This window comes from Pseudomonas costantinii (assembly GCF_001870435.1).
Classification (GTDB): domain Bacteria; phylum Pseudomonadota; class Gammaproteobacteria; order Pseudomonadales; family Pseudomonadaceae; genus Aquipseudomonas; species Aquipseudomonas costantinii.
In genome coordinates this window covers 322,598-338,043 of the sequence record NZ_MDDR01000034.1, presented here as the reverse complement: position 1 = coordinate 338,043, position 15,446 = coordinate 322,598, and the positions used below count along the sequence as shown (strand labels likewise).

The window sequence follows — 15,446 nt, the reverse complement described above, 5'->3', positions numbered from 1 at the left end:
CCTGAAATGTCTAGGAGATTGGTATGTCCAGCAACAACCCGCAAACCCGTGAATGGCAAGCTTTGAGCAGCGATCATCACCTGGCGCCGTTCAGCGACTTCAAGCAATTGAAAGAGAAAGGCCCACGGATCATCACCAAAGCCCACGGCGTTTACCTGTGGGACAGCGAAGGCAACAAGATCCTCGACGGCATGGCCGGCCTGTGGTGCGTGGCGATCGGTTACGGTCGCGATGAACTGGCTGACGCCGCCGCCAAGCAAATGAAAGAGCTGCCGTACTACAACCTGTTCTTCCAGACGGCTCACCCGCCGGTGCTGGAGCTGGCCAAGGCCATTTCCGACATCGCGCCTGCCGGCATGAACCACGTGTTCTTTACGGGTTCCGGCTCCGAAGGCAACGACACCATGTTGCGCATGGTCCGCCACTACTGGGCGATCAAGGGCCAGCCGAACAAGAAAATCATCATCAGCCGCAAGAATGGCTACCACGGCTCCACTGTGGCCGGCGCCAGCTTGGGCGGCATGACCTATATGCATGAACAGGGTGACTTGCCGATCCCGGGCATCACCCATATCGCCCAGCCGTACTGGTTCGGCGAAGGTGGCGACATGAGCCCTGAAGAGTTCGGGGTGTGGGCTGCCAACCAGCTGGAAGAGAAGATTCTGGCGTTGGGCGTGGACAACGTCGGTGCCTTTATTGCCGAGCCGATCCAGGGTGCCGGTGGCGTGATCGTGCCGCCAGAGACCTACTGGCCGCGCATCAAGGAAATCCTCGCCAAGTACGACATCCTGTTCGTCGCCGATGAAGTGATCTGCGGCTTTGGCCGAACCGGTGAGTGGTTCGGTAGCGATTTCTACGACCTCAAGCCACACATGATGACCATCGCCAAGGGCCTGACCTCGGGTTATATCCCAATGGGTGGCCTGATCGTTCGCGACGAAGTGGTTGAAGTGCTGAATGAAGGCGGTGATTTCAACCACGGCTTCACCTACTCGGGCCACCCGGTGGCAGCGGCGGTGGCCCTGGAAAACATCCGCATCATGCGCGATGAAAAGATCGTTAACCGTGTTCACGACGAAACGGCACCGTATTTGCAGAAGCGTTTGAGGGAACTGGCTGATCACCCGTTGGTGGGTGAAGTTCGCGGTGTGGGCATGCTCGGTGCGATTGAGTTGGTCAAAGACAAGGCCACGCGCAAACGTTACGAAGGCCGTGGCGTTGGCATGATCTGCCGTACGTTCTGCTTCGAGAATGGCCTGATCATGCGCGCCGTGGGCGACACCATGATCATTTCGCCGCCACTGGTGATCAGCAAGGCTGAAATCGACGAGCTGGTGACTAAGGCTCGCCAGTGCCTGGACCTGACTTTGGCGGCATTGCAGGGCTAAGTGCTAGGCTCAGTGCGCAGCGGCTTCGGGCGCTGCGTCTGGGTAGTTGTATAAATGCAGGCTTTGGTTGAAAGCCGGCCTGCGAACTTGCCAGACTGTCGCCCTGTTTTGTTGCCCTTTGGAAGGGCCGTGAGACGACTAAAGAACGTGGCCCAAAAAAGAAAAAATTGGAGCATCACCAAATGAAGGCATTAGGTTTGAAGAACGCTGGCAAGACCCTCCTCGCCTTGTCCCTGATGGGCGCAATGGCGGGCGCGGCCCAGGCAGACGATAAAGTACTGCACGTCTACAACTGGTCCGACTACATTGCACCGGACACCATCGCCAACTTTGAAAAAGAGTCGGGCATTAAAGTGGTGTACGACGTTTTCGACAGCAACGAAACCCTGGAAGCCAAGTTGCTGGCAGGCAAGTCCGGTTACGACATCGTCGTGCCGTCGAACAACTTCCTCGCCAAGCAGATCAAGGCCGGTGTCTACCAGGAGCTGGACAAGTCCAAACTGGCCAACTACGGCAACCTGAACAAATCCCTGCTTAAAGCCGTGTCGGTCAGCGACCCGGACAACAAGCACGCCTTCCCGTACATGTGGGGCTCGATCGGCATCGGCTACAACCCGGAGAAGGTCAAGGCCGCGCTGGGTATCGACAAGATCGAATCCTGGGACACCATCCTCAAGCCGGAAAACCTCGCCAAGCTTAAAAGCTGTGGTGTGAGCTTCCTCGACTCGCCAACCGAAATGCTGCCGGTAGCGCTGCATTACCTGGGCCTGCCGACCGACACGCAAAAGAAAGAAGACCTCAAGCAAGCCGAGGCCCTGTTCCTCAAGCTGCGCCCTTCGATCGGCTACTTCCACTCGTCCAAGTACATCTCCGACCTGGCCAACGGCAACATCTGCGTAGCCGTGGGTTATTCGGGTGACGTGCAACAGGCCAAGTCCCGCGCGGCCGAAGCCGGTGGCAAAGTCAAGGTTGCCTACGACATTCCGAAAGAAGGCGCTGGTAGCTTCTATGACATGGTCGCCATCCCTAAAGATGCCGAAAACGTCGACGCGGCCTACAAGTTCATGAACTACCTGCTCAAGCCGGAAGTCATGGCCGCTATTACCAACAGCGTACGTTTCCCGAACGGTAACGAGAAAGCCACCGCACTGGTCGACAAAGATATCACCAGCGACCCGGGTATTTACCCGTCAGCGGATGTGCAAGCCAAGCTCTATGCCATTGCTGACTTGCCGGCTGCAACTCAGCGTGAAATGACACGCAGCTGGACCAAAATCAAATCGGGTAAATAAGCCCTGAAACCTGTGGGGGGGCAGTTTGACTGCCCCTGCCACACATTAAATGACAGAAAGTTTTGCCGGATCGGTTTATCGAGGGTAAGTTGCGCGCCGGTTTTGTTGCCGGGCAACAACTTTAAGGCCCAACTATTTAAGAGGACCTCCACTTGCCAATTTCTTTTTTCCGCCAAGCCATGCTGGTGGGTGCAGGTATCACGCTGGCTATCAGCGTGCAGGCCGCACCGACTGTGCATATTTATAACTGGTCGGACTATATCGGCACCGACACCCTGGCCAACTTCGAAAAGGCTACGGGCATCAAGCCGGTGTATGACGTGTTTGACTCCAACGAAACCCTGGAAGGCAAGTTGCTCGCCGGGCGTACCGGTTATGACGTGGTCGTGCCGTCCAACCACTTCCTCGGCAAGCAGATCAAGGCCGGGGCGTTCCAGAAGCTCGATAAGTCATTGCTGACTAACTATTCCAATCTCGACCCGGCGCTGCTCAAGCGTCTGGAGAAAAACGACCCGGGTAATCAATACGCCGTGCCGTACCTGTGGGGTACCAACGGCATTGGTTACAACGTCGACAAAGTCAAAGCCGTGCTGGGCATCGACCATATCGATTCCTGGGCCGTGCTGTTCGAACCGGAAAACATGAAAAAGCTCGCCACGTGCGGCGTTTCGTTCATGGACTCGGCGGATGAAATGCTGCCGGCGGTGCTCAATTACATGGGCCTCAATCCCAACAGTACCAACCCGGACGACTACAAGAAGGCCGAAGAAAAACTACTGAAAGTGCGGCCTTATGTGACCTACTTCCATTCTTCCAAATACATCTCGGACCTGGCCAACGGCAACATCTGCGTGGCGGCCGGTTTTTCAGGTGATGTGTTCCAGGCCAAGGCCCGTGCGAAAGAGGCAGGCAAAGGCGTAAACATCGCCTACGCGATTCCGAAAGAAGGCGGCAACCTCTGGTTTGACGTGCTGGCGATCCCGGCGGATGCCACCAACGTCAAAGAGGCCCACGCCTACATCAACTATTTACTGCAACCTGAGGTGATCGCTCAGGTCAGTGATTACGTCGGTTATGCCAACCCTAACCCAGGGGCGGACAAACTGATGGAGCAATCGATACGCACCGACGCAGCGGTTTACCCACCGCAGGCGGTACTCGACCGTACGTTCGTCAACTTCGAGTTACCCCCGAAAGTGCAGCGTTTGATGACCCGTAGCTGGACCAAGGTCAAGACGGGCAAGTAAGGCTTAAAGCTCAAACTATCCAAGGTTTTGCCCGTTTTGGGCAAACTGCAAATTTTGTTGGGAGTTTCGTAAATGGCAGTTGCCTCCGGCGCCTATAAGAAAGCCCTCGAGGGCGACCAGACACCGAAAAAGGTGTTGGTCAAAATCGACCGGGTCACGAAGAAATTCGACGAGACGATCGCCGTGGACGATGTGTCCCTGGAAATCAAGAAAGGTGAGATTTTCGCCTTGCTCGGCGGTTCGGGTTCGGGCAAATCCACCTTGCTGCGCATGCTCGCAGGCTTCGAGCGCCCAACGGAAGGTCGCATCTATCTCGACGGTGAGGACATCACCGATATGCCGCCTTATGAGCGGCCGATCAACATGATGTTCCAGTCCTACGCTTTGTTCCCGCACATGACCGTGGCGCAGAACATCGCGTTTGGCCTGCAGCAGGACAAGATCCCCAAGGCTGAAGTCGATGCTCGCGTGGCAGAGATGCTCAAGCTGGTGCAGATGAGCCAGTACGCCAAGCGCAAGCCGCACCAGTTGTCCGGTGGTCAGCGTCAGCGTGTGGCACTCGCCCGCTCCCTGGCCAAGCGCCCGAAACTGCTGTTGCTCGATGAGCCGATGGGCGCCCTCGACAAGAAGTTGCGTTCGCAGATGCAGCTTGAGCTGGTGGAGATCATTGAGCGCGTGGGTGTGACCTGCGTGATGGTGACCCACGACCAGGAAGAGGCCATGACCATGGCCGAGCGTATCGCGATCATGCACCTGGGCTGGATCGCCCAGATCGGCAGTCCGATCGATATTTACGAGACACCTACCAGTCGCCTGGTGTGCGAGTTCATTGGCAACGTCAACATCTTCGAAGGTGAAGTGATCGACGACGCCGAAGGCCACGCGACCATCACCTGCAAAGATTTGGACCGCAACATCTACGTGGGCCACGGCATCAGCACGTCGGTGCAGGATAAGTCGGTGACTTACGCGATTCGTCCGGAAAAGCTGTTGGTCACCGCCGACATGCCGACCTGCGAACACAACTGGTCCAGCGGCAAAGTGCACGACATCGCCTACCTGGGCGGGCACTCGGTGTTCTACGTAGAGCTGCCGAGCGGCAAGCTGGTGCAGTCCTTCGTCGCCAACGCCGAACGCCGTGGTCAGCGGCCGACCTGGGGTGACCAGGTTTACGTATGGTGGGAAGACGACAGCGGCGTGGTACTTCGCTCATGAACATGAAGAAGTTCAAGCGCCAGCTGCAACGAATAACCCCCTCGGGCCGCCATGCGGTCATCGGGATCCCTTTTCTCTGGTTGTTCCTGTTCTTCATGCTGCCGTTCTTCATCGTCTTGAAGATCAGCTTTGCCGAAGCCGACGTGGCGATCCCGCCTTACACCGAGATCTACACCTTCGTTGAGCAGAAACTGCAGTTGGTGCTCAACCTGGCCAACTACGCGATGCTCGGCGACGACGAGTTGTACATCGCCGCGTACCTGGGCTCGCTGAAGATGGCGTTTTTCAGCACGCTGTTATGCCTGCTGATCGGCTACCCGATGGCCTACGCCATTTCCAAAGCGCGCAAGGAAATGCAGACCGTCCTCGTGCTGTTGATCATGATGCCGACCTGGACCGCGATCCTGATCCGCGTGTATGCGTGGATGGGCATCCTTAGCAATAACGGTTTGCTCAATGGTTTCCTGATGTCCATCGGGTTGATCAACGAACCGCTGCAGATCCTCAACACCAACATTGCGGTGTATATCGGCGTGGTCTATTCGTACCTGCCGTTCATGATCCTGCCGCTGTACGCCAACCTGGTGAAGCATGACCAGAGCTTGCTGGAAGCCGCATCGGACCTGGGTTCGAGCACCTTCAACAGCTTCTGGAAAATCACCGTGCCGCTGTCCAAGAACGGCATCATCGCCGGCTGCATGCTGGTCTTCATTCCGGTGGTCGGCGAGTTCGTGATCCCGGAACTGCTGGGCGGCCCGGAAACCCTGATGATCGGTAAAGTGCTGTGGCAAGAATTCTTCAACAACCGTGACTGGCCGGTGGCGTCTGCCCTGGCGGTGGTGATGTTGGCGATCCTGATCGTGCCGATCATCCTGTTCAACCGCAGCCAAGCCAAAGAGATGGAGGGCAAGATATGAAGCGCGTCAGTTTCTCAAGCTTCATGCTGGTGGCGGGGTTGTTGTTCATCTACCTGCCGATGCTGATTCTGGTGATCTACTCGTTCAACGAATCCAAACTGGTCACGGTGTGGGGCGGTTGGTCGGTCAAGTGGTACGTTGGCCTGTTGGACAACACCCAGTTGATGGGCTCGGTGGGTCGCTCCCTGGAAATCGCCTGCTACACGGCGGTCGCTGCGGTGGCCTTGGGTACGCTGGCAGCTTTCGTGCTCACCCGTATCACCCACTTCAAGGGCCGTACGCTGTTTGGCGGCCTGGTGACGGCGCCGTTGGTCATGCCGGAAGTGATCACCGGTCTGTCGCTGTTGCTGCTGTTTGTGGCGATGGCGCAGATGATCGGCTGGCCTCAAGAGCGTGGCATCGTCACCATCTGGATTGCCCACACCACGTTCTGTGCGGCGTATGTGGCGGTGGTGGTGTCGGCGCGTTTGCGTGAGCTGGACCTGTCGATTGAAGAAGCGGCGATGGACCTGGGGGCGCGGCCGTGGAAGGTGTTCTTCCTGATCACCATTCCGATGATCGCGCCATCGTTGGCTGCGGGCGGCATGATGTCGTTCGCGCTGTCGCTGGATGACCTGGTACTGGCGAGCTTCGTGTCTGGCCCGGGCTCGACTACCTTGCCGATGGAAGTGTTCTCGGCCGTGCGCCTTGGGGTTAAACCCGAGATCAACGCCGTGGCCAGCTTGATTCTGTTGGCGGTGTCGTTGGTGACCTTCCTGGTGTGGTTCTTCAGCCGTCGTGCCGAAGAGATGCGCAAGAAAGCTATCCAGCAAGCGATCGAAGAAGCGGCGGCGGATGGCTGGCAACAGCCGGATGCGCGTCGGGTACAAGCACCGATCTAACTGACCCAGATGATCGTTCCCACGCAGAGCGTGGGAACGATCTGGTCAGGCAGCCCACGGCGACTTGCGAATCACCTCCACAAAGTTCATCGGTTTGAACCCCGGCTCCTGATCCACCAGCACATCGGTCTTCACGTTGCCAAACGTGGTCTGTGGGCGATGGCGCAAGCCGTCGGCAAACGCGCAGATGATGCACTCCTTGAACCCCTCACCGCGTGGATGCGCATGCACCACGGCTTCGCGCTGCACGGTGGAAAACGCAGCGTAGTCCATACCCAGCACGTCCATCTCAACACCAGCCGTTACCAAGGCCACGGTGGGGCGCAGATGCTGCGGCACGCCCGGTGTGGTGTGCAGAGCGATGGACAACCACACCTGTTCGATATCGTCATCGCTCAGGCCGTAAGGCTTGAGGAAGGCGGCGGCGGCGTTGGCACCGTCCACTTCGAAACGCTCGTCGTCACTGCGATGGCCTTCGACCAGGCCCAGGTCATGGAACATCGCGCCGACGTACAGCAGCTCCGGGTTGTAGGCCAGCTGCTTGCGTTCTCCGCTCAACGCACCGAACAGGAACACCCGGCGGGAGTGGTGGTAGAGCAGGTCGGATTCGACGTCGCGAATGTATTCGGTGGTGGCCTTGGCCAGGGCGCTGTCCGGAATCTGGATGCCGGCGATGGTGGTGCTCATGGTCGTACTCCTCAACAAAGCGCCAGGGGTGGCGCCGATGAGTCCAGTCTGGTCGCGCACCCGTGACGGGGCTATCGCGGCGAGGGTGCGATCCCGGCCAATGTGGTTGTACTTCGTGCCAAGGGCATACACGGTCAAATGTGGGCGCTGGCTTGCGTGCGATAGCATCACCTCGGTATACCTGATGGGTCGAGTCGCCTGCATCGCGGGCAAGCCCGGCCCCCACAGGGTTTTGCATCCGCCCAGATATAAAAGGTTTCTCCATGCATAGAACCGTCGCCATCCTGATTTTCCCCGGCGTCCAGTCGCTGGACGTGACCGGCCCTATGGATGTGTTCTGCGAGGCCAACCGTTTCCTGGCACCTGAAGACCATTACAGACTGGAAGTCATTGGCTTCGGTCATGGCAGCATGGCGGCCTCCAACGGCTTGTCATTGCAGGCCCACCGGCATTACACCGACGCCCTGCAAGCCTACGACCTGCTGCTGGTCGCCGGCGGCCCACACTTACCCTTCGAGGATTTCGGTGCCCAGTTTGATGATTGGTTGCGTGGCGCCACCGCCCGTGCGCAGCGCTTCGGTTCGATCTGCAACGGCGCCTTCATGCTGGCGCGCGCCGGATTACTCGATGGAAAAACCGTGACTACCCATTGGAACGATGCCGCAGGCCTGGCGCGTTTGTGCCCCTCGGCCCAGGTCGAAGCCGACCGCCTCTACGTGCAGGACGGCAACCTCTACACCTCGGCCGGGGTTACGGCGGGCATCGATTTGTCGCTGTACTTGCTGGCCCAGGACCACGGCCCGGAAGTGGCGTTGAGCGTGGCCAAGCGTTTGGTGGTGTTCACCCAGCGTTCGGGTGGGCAGTCGCAGTTCAGCCCATTTCTCACGCCCCACGCCGAAACCACCTCGGCGGTGGCGCTGGTGCAGTTGTATGTGCTGGCGAACCTGACTGGGGATTTGACCATCGCCGACCTGGCCAAGGCGGCCAATATGAGCGCGCGCAATTTCTCCCGGGTGTTTGCCCGTGAGGCGCGCATAACCCCAGCGGAGTTTGTCGAGCGGGCGCGAGTGGATGCGGCGCGGGTGATGCTCGAAAGCAGCCACGCACCGCTGAAGACTGTGGCCTATCAATGCGGGTTTCGCGACGCCCAGCACATGCGCAGTGTGTTCAACCGCCGGCTGGGGGTGACGCCGCAACAGTTCCGGCTCAACTTTGCGGCGCCGGTGTAACCGCTATTGCGCAGACCTGGCCGGCAATAGCTTGAGGGTGCCGCGCGTATTCGCCGTCACTTCTTCATCACTGAAATGCGCCTGCTCGTATCCACCCTCAATGTAGGTTTGCGCCTGGTCGCCATAATGCCGGTCAAACGGCACGCCGCTTTGACCCACCGGGTTGATGGTCAGCGCGTGGGCCGGGTCGGCGAAGTCGATCAGGCGACGCGTCGACGGCCCGTAGGTGACCGGCCAGGGCGCCGGGCCAATCGCTGCCGATTGGTTGTTCGGCACTTCGTGGGTGCCGGGGGCCGGGAACGGGCCGACGTTGAAGACGATGTCCAACGGCTTCTGCATGCCCAGCGGGTGGCCGTGGGTCAGGGTGTGCGCCTTGCCCCACTGCCATTGGCTCGGGTCATCGCCGAAGGTGGCCTTAAGGTGCGTCAGGCTGTTATCCCAGGCGAGCTTGACGGTATTGGCGCGCTTGCCGTCCCACCACGGTGAATCCGGTGAGGCGGCTAGGCGTGGCAACGCGGCGTCGATCACACGGGTGCCGAGCAGGGTCTTGAACAGGTTGTCGCCCAGCTTCGAATGGAAGGCGGCGTCGGTGAGGTTGAACAGGAACTGGTTGAACAGCGTGGCGCTGGTGGAGTCCAGCGGGTAGTCGCCTTTCCAGGTCGCCAATTGTTCTACCAGCTTCAACTGCGCAGGGTCCTTGACCACCTCACGCAATACCGGCAACAACGGCGCCAGCAGGCGGGGGCCGTAGGCGGTGGTGGTGCCCAACTGCAAGGCTTGGCTGTTGTTCACGTCCCACTTCACGCTCTTGTCGCTCAACTGTGTGTTCAACTGCTGGCCGCGGTCAGCCAGGTTGTAATAGCCAGGGATCTCCATGCCGGTGGGCGAAGCGGGCTGTGCGTTGGCGGATACCACGTAGCCACGCGCCGGGTTCTCTTCCTGAGGGTTGGCGCTGAAGGGGTAGAAGCCCAGTTTGTCGGCCTGGGCGGTGCTGCCGTCGAGGATAAACGCAGGGTTGACCCCGGCTGGGCGGATCGGCAATTGCGCGGCGGCCCACCAGCCGATATCGCCCTTGGCATTCGCCCACACAATATTCAGGCCCGGTGCTGACACCTTGGCGGCCGCAGCGCGTGCCTTGGCCAACGTGTCGGCGCGGTTGAGCTGGTAGAAGCCTTCAAGGATCGGGTTTTCGGTGTCGAGGAACGCCCACCACATGGCAATCGGCGTCTTGCCGGCATTCTCGCCGAGCACGTCATTGATGATCGGGCCGTGGGGGGATTGGCGCAGGGTCAGCGTGACCGGCGCCTGGCCCTTGACCGCAATCTGCTGCTCGCTGCTGCTCATATCGACCCATTGGCCGTGGTACCAGACCTGGTTGGCATTCTCCGGGTTGACCTTTTCGGCAATCAGGTCGAGGTCATCGTTCTGGAACATGGTCAGGCTCCAACCGAAATCCAGGTTGTGCCCCAGGAACGCCACCGGCACCAGCGCGTTGTGATAGCCATACAGCTCAAAACCCGGCGCCGACAGCTGCGCTTCGTACCAGACTGATGGCACCGAGAAACGAATATGCGGGTCGCCCGCCAGCAGCGGCTTACCACTCTTGGTGCGACTGCCACTGATAGCCCAGGCGTTGCTGCCTTCGAACTGTGGCAAGCCGTTTTCGGCCAAGGCCTGATCGCTCAGGGAGGCGAGGGCACCGAGGGTCTGCCAATCACTGGCGGCCAGGTTGAGCGCGCCTTTGGGTTGCCAGTCCAGGTCGAAGACTTTCAGGTAGTCGCTGCCCAGGTTGTCGCGCACGTAGGTCAGAACCGGTTCTGTACGAAACGCGGCGGCAAAGCTGTAGGCCAGGTAACCGGCGACGCTGATGGTGTCTTCGGCGGTGAACCGGCGCTTGGGGATGCCCAGAATGTCGAATTCCATCGGGCTGGCGTGGCTGTCCTGATACTGGTTGATCCCGTCCAGATAGGCTTGCAGGGCGTTCCACGCGGCAGACCCGTGGTCCATGTGTTCCACGTAACTCAAGGCTCGCTCGCGAATGCGCAGGCTGCGAAACAGCTTGTCGGTTTCCAGCAGCTTTGGCCCCAACACCTCGGCCAGTTCGCCCCGGGCCAGGCGTCGCATGATTTCCATCTGGAACAAACGATCCTGGGCATGCACATAGCCGAGGGCGCGATACAGGTCGGTCTCGTTCTCGGCGCGGATATGCGGTACACCACGGTCGTCGTAGCGCACCGTGACCGAGCTTTGCAGGTTGGCCAGTGTTTCGACGCCCTGGCGGGTGGGTTGCTTGCTGTAGACATACCAGCCGGCACCCGCCAACAGGGCGGCGAGCAGGATAGCGAGCACGGTCAGGATGCGTTTCATGGGTGGTCCTTTAGAGGGGGCAGTCACCTTGAAGATCAGCGCAGTCTAGTGGGTTTGGCCGGTGGTGAGCGACAAAATGCTCAGCCTTGTGTGGGCGTTGAATTGTCGGTGCGGGTACCAAAACCGTTATGATCACCCCATCGGCACTGAAAACCCGCGTTACCCAGATTGGCCAGGCCCCGTTTGGTGTGTCTTTGCTCTTAATTTCGGAATCCAGTTTATGACAGACCCCAGCCAGGCCAAGGTGACTTATGCCTGCTGCATGGAAGCGCAATCGCTGGTCGACAGCTTTGTGCAACATCCGCCCGCTGGCTTTGATGCGCAGCTATCGAAACAGGGGCTGCCTTACTTCTTCACCCGGTTCGACTTGCTGACTACGGCAGATGATGCGTTCCGTGCGCGCCTGCGTGGCTGGCCGGGGTACGGTGTGTGGAGTGCGTGGCTGCATATCGACACGTGCTTTATTGGCACCACGGTCACTGAATATTCGGTGTTTCCGCGTGGCGTCGAGCCGCAAGACCTGGCGCAATGGCTGCAAACCGAATGTGTGCCGCACAGAAAGCTCACCATTCTCAAAGACCTGCCGGTCAACTCTCCGTTGCTGAGTGCTGAGGACAACCTGTATGCACAGGCGCTGATCGAGGCCTGCACCCAGCGCGGCTTCATCAATGTGGAGGGTCAGGCGCTGGCCTACGTGCCCATCGACTTCCAGAACATTGATGAGTACCTGTCGCGCTTGTCCCACAGCCGCCGCCGCAACATCCGGCGCAAGCTGCGCAGCCGCGAGCAGTTGCGCATCGAAACGCTCAACACGGGCGATGCGCGTTTCAACGATCAGCAATGGCAGCAGGATTTATACCGTCTGTACAAAGCGGTGTACGACCAGAGTGAAATCCACTTTGACCTGCTCACCCCTGAGTTCTTTACCCAATTGCTGACCGATGCCGGCAGTGGCGGGCACGTGTTCTTCTATTGGCACGAAGATGAGTTGGTGGGCTACAACCTGTGCTACGAGCAAAACGGCAAGTTGCTCGATAAATACATCGGCTTGAACTACGACTTGGCACTCAAGCACAACCTGTACTTCGTCAGTTGGTTTGTGAACCTGGAGTACGCGTTGGAAAAGGGCCTGCAGTTTTACGTCGCAGGCTGGACCGATCCGCAGGTCAAGGCGGGCCTCGGCGCCCAGTTCACCTTTACGCGGCATCTGGTCGCGGTGCGCAACCCCTTGTTGCGTCGGGTGCTCAATCATTTCCGTCACCACTTTGAAAGCGACACGCAGTGGCACCAGGAGAAAACGTCATGAGCCAGGCCCGACCGCCGCTGATTCTCGATTTCGATGGCGCCGTCAGTGACATCCCCGGCGCGATTACCCTGCCGTTGCAGGCGTGGCAGGAAAAAATCCGCTTCGGCTGCCGCTGGGCGCAGTTCAAGGAGCTGGAGAACGCCCTGCATGCACAGATGCCCAGCGACTATGGGTGTGTGTTCACCGGCAGCGGCGACTATCACCACCTCAGCCAGCTGTTGTTGAACCGTCTGCCCACGCAGCAGAAGTTCCAACTGATCATTTGCGACAACCACCCCGACAACATGCGCTACCCGTTCGGCATCCATTGTGGTTCGTGGGTCTACTGGGCCAGCCGTTTGCCGCAGGTTGAGCACGTGCATGTGCTGGGCATTGGTTCACAGGATATTGGCCTGGGCCATGCGTGGGAGAATCACTGGTCGCCGCTGGTCAAGCGCAAGCTGACCTACTGGAACGTCAACGTCGATACGCGCTGGATGAATTGGATCGGCGCCGGTCGCAGCAATCGCGCCTTCAGCAATGCGGATGATCTGATGCGTGCGTTCCTCGCGCAGTTCGATCGTTCACTGCCGGTTTACCTGTCCATCGATAAAGACGTGCTGAGCCCGGAGGTCGTGAACACCAACTGGGACCAGGGTGAATTCCTCGAGCAGCATTTGAATGACCTGATCAGCGCCTGCCAGGGCAAAATCATTGGCGCGGACATCACCGGTGATGTGTCGGCTTACCACTACGAAAGCAAGTTCAAGCGTTGGTTGAGTGCGTCCGATGGCCAAGAGGAGTTGCCTGAGGCGCAAGTGCAGATCTGGCAACAGCAGCAGAACGAGCTGAACGCGCGTTTGGTGGCGCTGATCAATCAGGGCTGGGTGGCGGGTGGTTAGTCGCTTTGCCGGGTGACGATAATCTTTAGCTGAGCCAGTACTTGTTCGAAGTGTTCGTCCGTCAGCCAATGGCTGTTACTGATCGACAGGGTGCGGGTGGCGAATGCCTGGGCTTGGGTGATATCGCCGCCAGGCTGTAACAGCGGGGCCACGTCGGGGTAGTCCGGCAATGCGTGGATAAACAGGCGCGTCACCCCGAGCCCGGACGTCCACAGCTGCGCCATTGCCGCATCACGCGCGTGCGCAGAGGGCATCATCACCATCAGGAAGGGCCAGGTGCCTTGCTGCCCTGGCCGGTCCATCAAGACCGAGACGCCGGGCAAGGCGTTCAAGCGTGCCGCACGGCGTAACGCCCGGGCGCGGCCTTGCTGCAAATGATCGGGCAAACGAGCCAGCGCGGCGGCGCCGACCTTCTGGCGATAGCCACCCAAGTGGTGCAGCGGGATGTCGTTGACCGAAAAATCGTCGCCTACGGCGGCCACTTCATCGCCCTGTGCCAATGCCGCGCGCAGTGCTTTGCCATACACGTAATACAAGCCGCGCGGTTGATAAGCCAGGGCGTAACCCCACAGTTCGGCGCTACGTTGCAGCTCCCAGCGCAGGCTGAAGGGCAGGTCCTTTTGGCACTGGCGGTGCAGTGCCTGATGCAACACCGGGTCGCGGCTGAACAACACACCGCCTTCCGCCGTCGTCAGGCCTTTGCCCAGCGCCATGCTGAAAAAGCCCACGTCGCCTTTCAGCCCGACGCTGTTGCCATCGTCGAGCGCGCCCATGGCTTGCGCGGCGTCTTCGATGATTGCTGCGCCGACTGAGTTGGCAATGCGCTTGGCCGTATCGACATCGGCCACGCGCCCGGCCAGATGGGTGACCACCACCGCCAGCGTGCTTTCGTCGCACAACTGCGCCAGTTGCTGCTCGTCCAGATCAATGCTGTTGGGTTGCAAGTCACAGGGTACGACCTGCAACGGCGGGCAGTAATGGACGGCCAATGCCACCAGCGGGCAGGTGTAGGCCGGCACGATCAGCCGGGTGCGGCCCGGCATGCGCTGCTGCAAGACCCGCAGCGCGATGATCAACGCGGCGGTGCCGGAGCAGGGCAATGCAGGTAACGGGATAGAGAGTTGGCGAGCCAGCGAGGGGGCCAGGTCGCCCGAGAGGCCGAGCAAGTCCCGCCAGCGCAGGGGTAGCCCCGCGGTGGGCGGAATCTCCCGTGGGCCGACAAGGCGGATCATTACGCGAGTGTCTCCGAGCGGCCGGCGCCGACGACTTTACCTTCTTCGTCTTCACTGCGCGCCAGGCAGAGAATGCCCGCAATAATCAGCGCGCCCCCGATGACTTTTGGCAGGGTCAAGGTGTCATCGAACAGCCAGATAGAGATCAGCGTCACACTGATCAGCTCCAGGTGGGACGCCGCAAACGCAGGACCCACCGGGGCGTACTTAAGCAAAGTCATCCAGGTGAAGAACGCGCCGATGTAGCCCACGAAAGCGCCGTAGATCCACGGTGCGCCAAACACGCGTACCAGCCAGGCAGCGTCCATGGTCAGGGGTTCGGCATGGACCGAGGCGAACTTGAAGCTGACCTGCGCCAATGTGTCGAAAATGATCAGCGCCAGAAAACCCAGGATATAGAAACGTTTCATTATTCAAACCCTACGACGGTCACGCCACAAGCGATCAGCATGATGCCGATTAAACGCCATTTGCTCAGGGTTTCCTTGAACAGGAAACGGCCGGCAATCATGATCACGACAATATTGATGGAGCCCAGCATCACGCCGACCGACAACGGTACCAGCGTCAGGAAAGCTAGCCACAGTACGAATTCGAAGACGTAGCAGATGATGCCAATCCAGATCCACGGGCGCTTGAGCATGTGCTTCCAGTGGGCCAGCCCGGAATGTTCCGCGCTGGACGAGGCGGCCGCTTTAAACGCCAACTGGCCTGCCGTATCGACGATAACGTTCAGTATCCAGAGGATGATAGTTAACTGGCTCATGTGTCCCTATTTTGTCTGCTTGCAATTCCACTGGCTGC

At 59.4% G+C, this 15,446-nt stretch carries 14 protein-coding genes; 9 read left to right on the top strand and 5 right to left on the bottom strand.

The window, feature by feature from the left end; genetic code table 11:
* The first annotated feature begins 23 nt into the window (after window positions 1-23).
* The 6 genes from BFL40_RS17000 to BFL40_RS16975 all read left to right on the top strand — a co-directional run bounded on the left by BFL40_RS17000 (window position 24) and on the right by BFL40_RS16975 (window position 6,940).
* On the top strand, window positions 24-1,388 hold the full coding sequence (locus tag BFL40_RS17000; protein ID WP_071485081.1) for an aspartate aminotransferase family protein: 1,365 nt from the start codon (window positions 24-26) through the stop codon (window positions 1,386-1,388).
* 197 nt (window positions 1,389-1,585) lie between these two features.
* Complete coding sequence (locus tag BFL40_RS16995) at window positions 1,586-2,680, top strand: polyamine ABC transporter substrate-binding protein (protein ID WP_071485351.1); 1,095 nt, start codon at window positions 1,586-1,588, stop codon at window positions 2,678-2,680.
* 152 nt (window positions 2,681-2,832) lie between these two features.
* On the top strand, window positions 2,833-3,927 hold the full coding sequence (locus tag BFL40_RS16990; protein ID WP_071485080.1) for a polyamine ABC transporter substrate-binding protein: 1,095 nt from the start codon (window positions 2,833-2,835) through the stop codon (window positions 3,925-3,927).
* 72 nt (window positions 3,928-3,999) lie between these two features.
* Window positions 4,000-5,142, top strand: coding sequence for an ABC transporter ATP-binding protein (locus BFL40_RS16985; RefSeq protein WP_071485079.1), 1,143 nt, complete (start codon window positions 4,000-4,002; stop codon window positions 5,140-5,142).
* Entirely contained in the window at window positions 5,139-6,059 is a 921-nt protein-coding gene (locus BFL40_RS16980; protein ID WP_071485078.1) for an ABC transporter permease subunit, read from the top strand. The genes BFL40_RS16985 and BFL40_RS16980 overlap by 4 nt, the downstream gene beginning before the upstream one ends.
* Complete coding sequence (locus tag BFL40_RS16975; protein WP_071485077.1) at window positions 6,056-6,940, top strand: ABC transporter permease subunit; 885 nt, start codon at window positions 6,056-6,058, stop codon at window positions 6,938-6,940. The genes BFL40_RS16980 and BFL40_RS16975 overlap by 4 nt, the downstream gene beginning before the upstream one ends.
* A gap of 45 nt (window positions 6,941-6,985) precedes the next feature.
* On the opposite strand, the gene BFL40_RS16970 is transcribed toward BFL40_RS16975, so the two are convergent.
* Complete coding sequence (locus tag BFL40_RS16970; protein WP_071485076.1) at window positions 6,986-7,627, bottom strand: HD domain-containing protein; 642 nt, start codon at window positions 7,625-7,627, stop codon at window positions 6,986-6,988.
* Window positions 7,628-7,890: 263 nt separating this feature from the next.
* Here BFL40_RS16970 and BFL40_RS16965 point away from each other — a divergent pair, with 263 nt between their 5' ends.
* Window positions 7,891-8,856: a GlxA family transcriptional regulator gene (locus BFL40_RS16965; RefSeq protein WP_071485075.1), complete on the top strand. Its 966-nt coding sequence runs from the start codon at window positions 7,891-7,893 to the stop codon at window positions 8,854-8,856.
* Window positions 8,857-8,859: 3 nt separating this feature from the next.
* Here BFL40_RS16965 and BFL40_RS16960 read toward each other — a convergent pair whose 3' ends face one another.
* A complete protein-coding gene (locus tag BFL40_RS16960) occupies window positions 8,860-11,223 on the bottom strand; it encodes a penicillin acylase family protein (RefSeq protein ID WP_071485074.1) in 2,364 nt (787 codons plus the stop codon).
* 220 nt (window positions 11,224-11,443) lie between these two features.
* Between BFL40_RS16960 and BFL40_RS16955 the strand changes: the two genes are divergently transcribed.
* Window positions 11,444-12,529 (top strand): GNAT family N-acetyltransferase, encoded by a 1,086-nt coding sequence (locus BFL40_RS16955; protein WP_071485073.1) that lies wholly within the window; start codon window positions 11,444-11,446, stop codon window positions 12,527-12,529.
* Window positions 12,526-13,410, top strand: a complete 885-nt coding sequence (locus BFL40_RS16950; RefSeq protein ID WP_071485072.1) for a hypothetical protein — start codon at window positions 12,526-12,528, stop codon at window positions 13,408-13,410. Before BFL40_RS16955 ends, BFL40_RS16950 begins: the two co-directional genes overlap by 4 nt.
* Here the strand turns inward: BFL40_RS16950 and BFL40_RS16945 are convergent.
* Genes BFL40_RS16945 through BFL40_RS16935 form a run of 3 tightly spaced genes read right to left on the bottom strand, consistent with a single transcriptional unit; the run spans window position 13,407 to window position 15,408 of the window.
* Window positions 13,407-14,642: a DegT/DnrJ/EryC1/StrS family aminotransferase gene (locus BFL40_RS16945; RefSeq protein ID WP_071485071.1), complete on the bottom strand. Its 1,236-nt coding sequence runs from the start codon at window positions 14,640-14,642 to the stop codon at window positions 13,407-13,409. The two genes, BFL40_RS16950 and BFL40_RS16945, sit on opposite strands and share 4 nt — an antisense overlap.
* A complete protein-coding gene (locus BFL40_RS16940; protein WP_071485070.1) occupies window positions 14,642-15,052 on the bottom strand; it encodes a DMT family transporter in 411 nt (136 codons plus the stop codon). The genes BFL40_RS16945 and BFL40_RS16940 overlap by 1 nt, the downstream gene beginning before the upstream one ends.
* Window positions 15,052-15,408 carry an EamA family transporter gene (locus tag BFL40_RS16935; RefSeq protein WP_071485069.1) on the bottom strand — a complete coding sequence of 119 codons (357 nt, stop codon included), beginning with the start codon at window positions 15,406-15,408 and terminating at the stop codon, window positions 15,052-15,054. Before BFL40_RS16935 ends, BFL40_RS16940 begins: the two co-directional genes overlap by 1 nt.
* Between the last annotated feature and the right edge of the window lie 38 nt (window positions 15,409-15,446).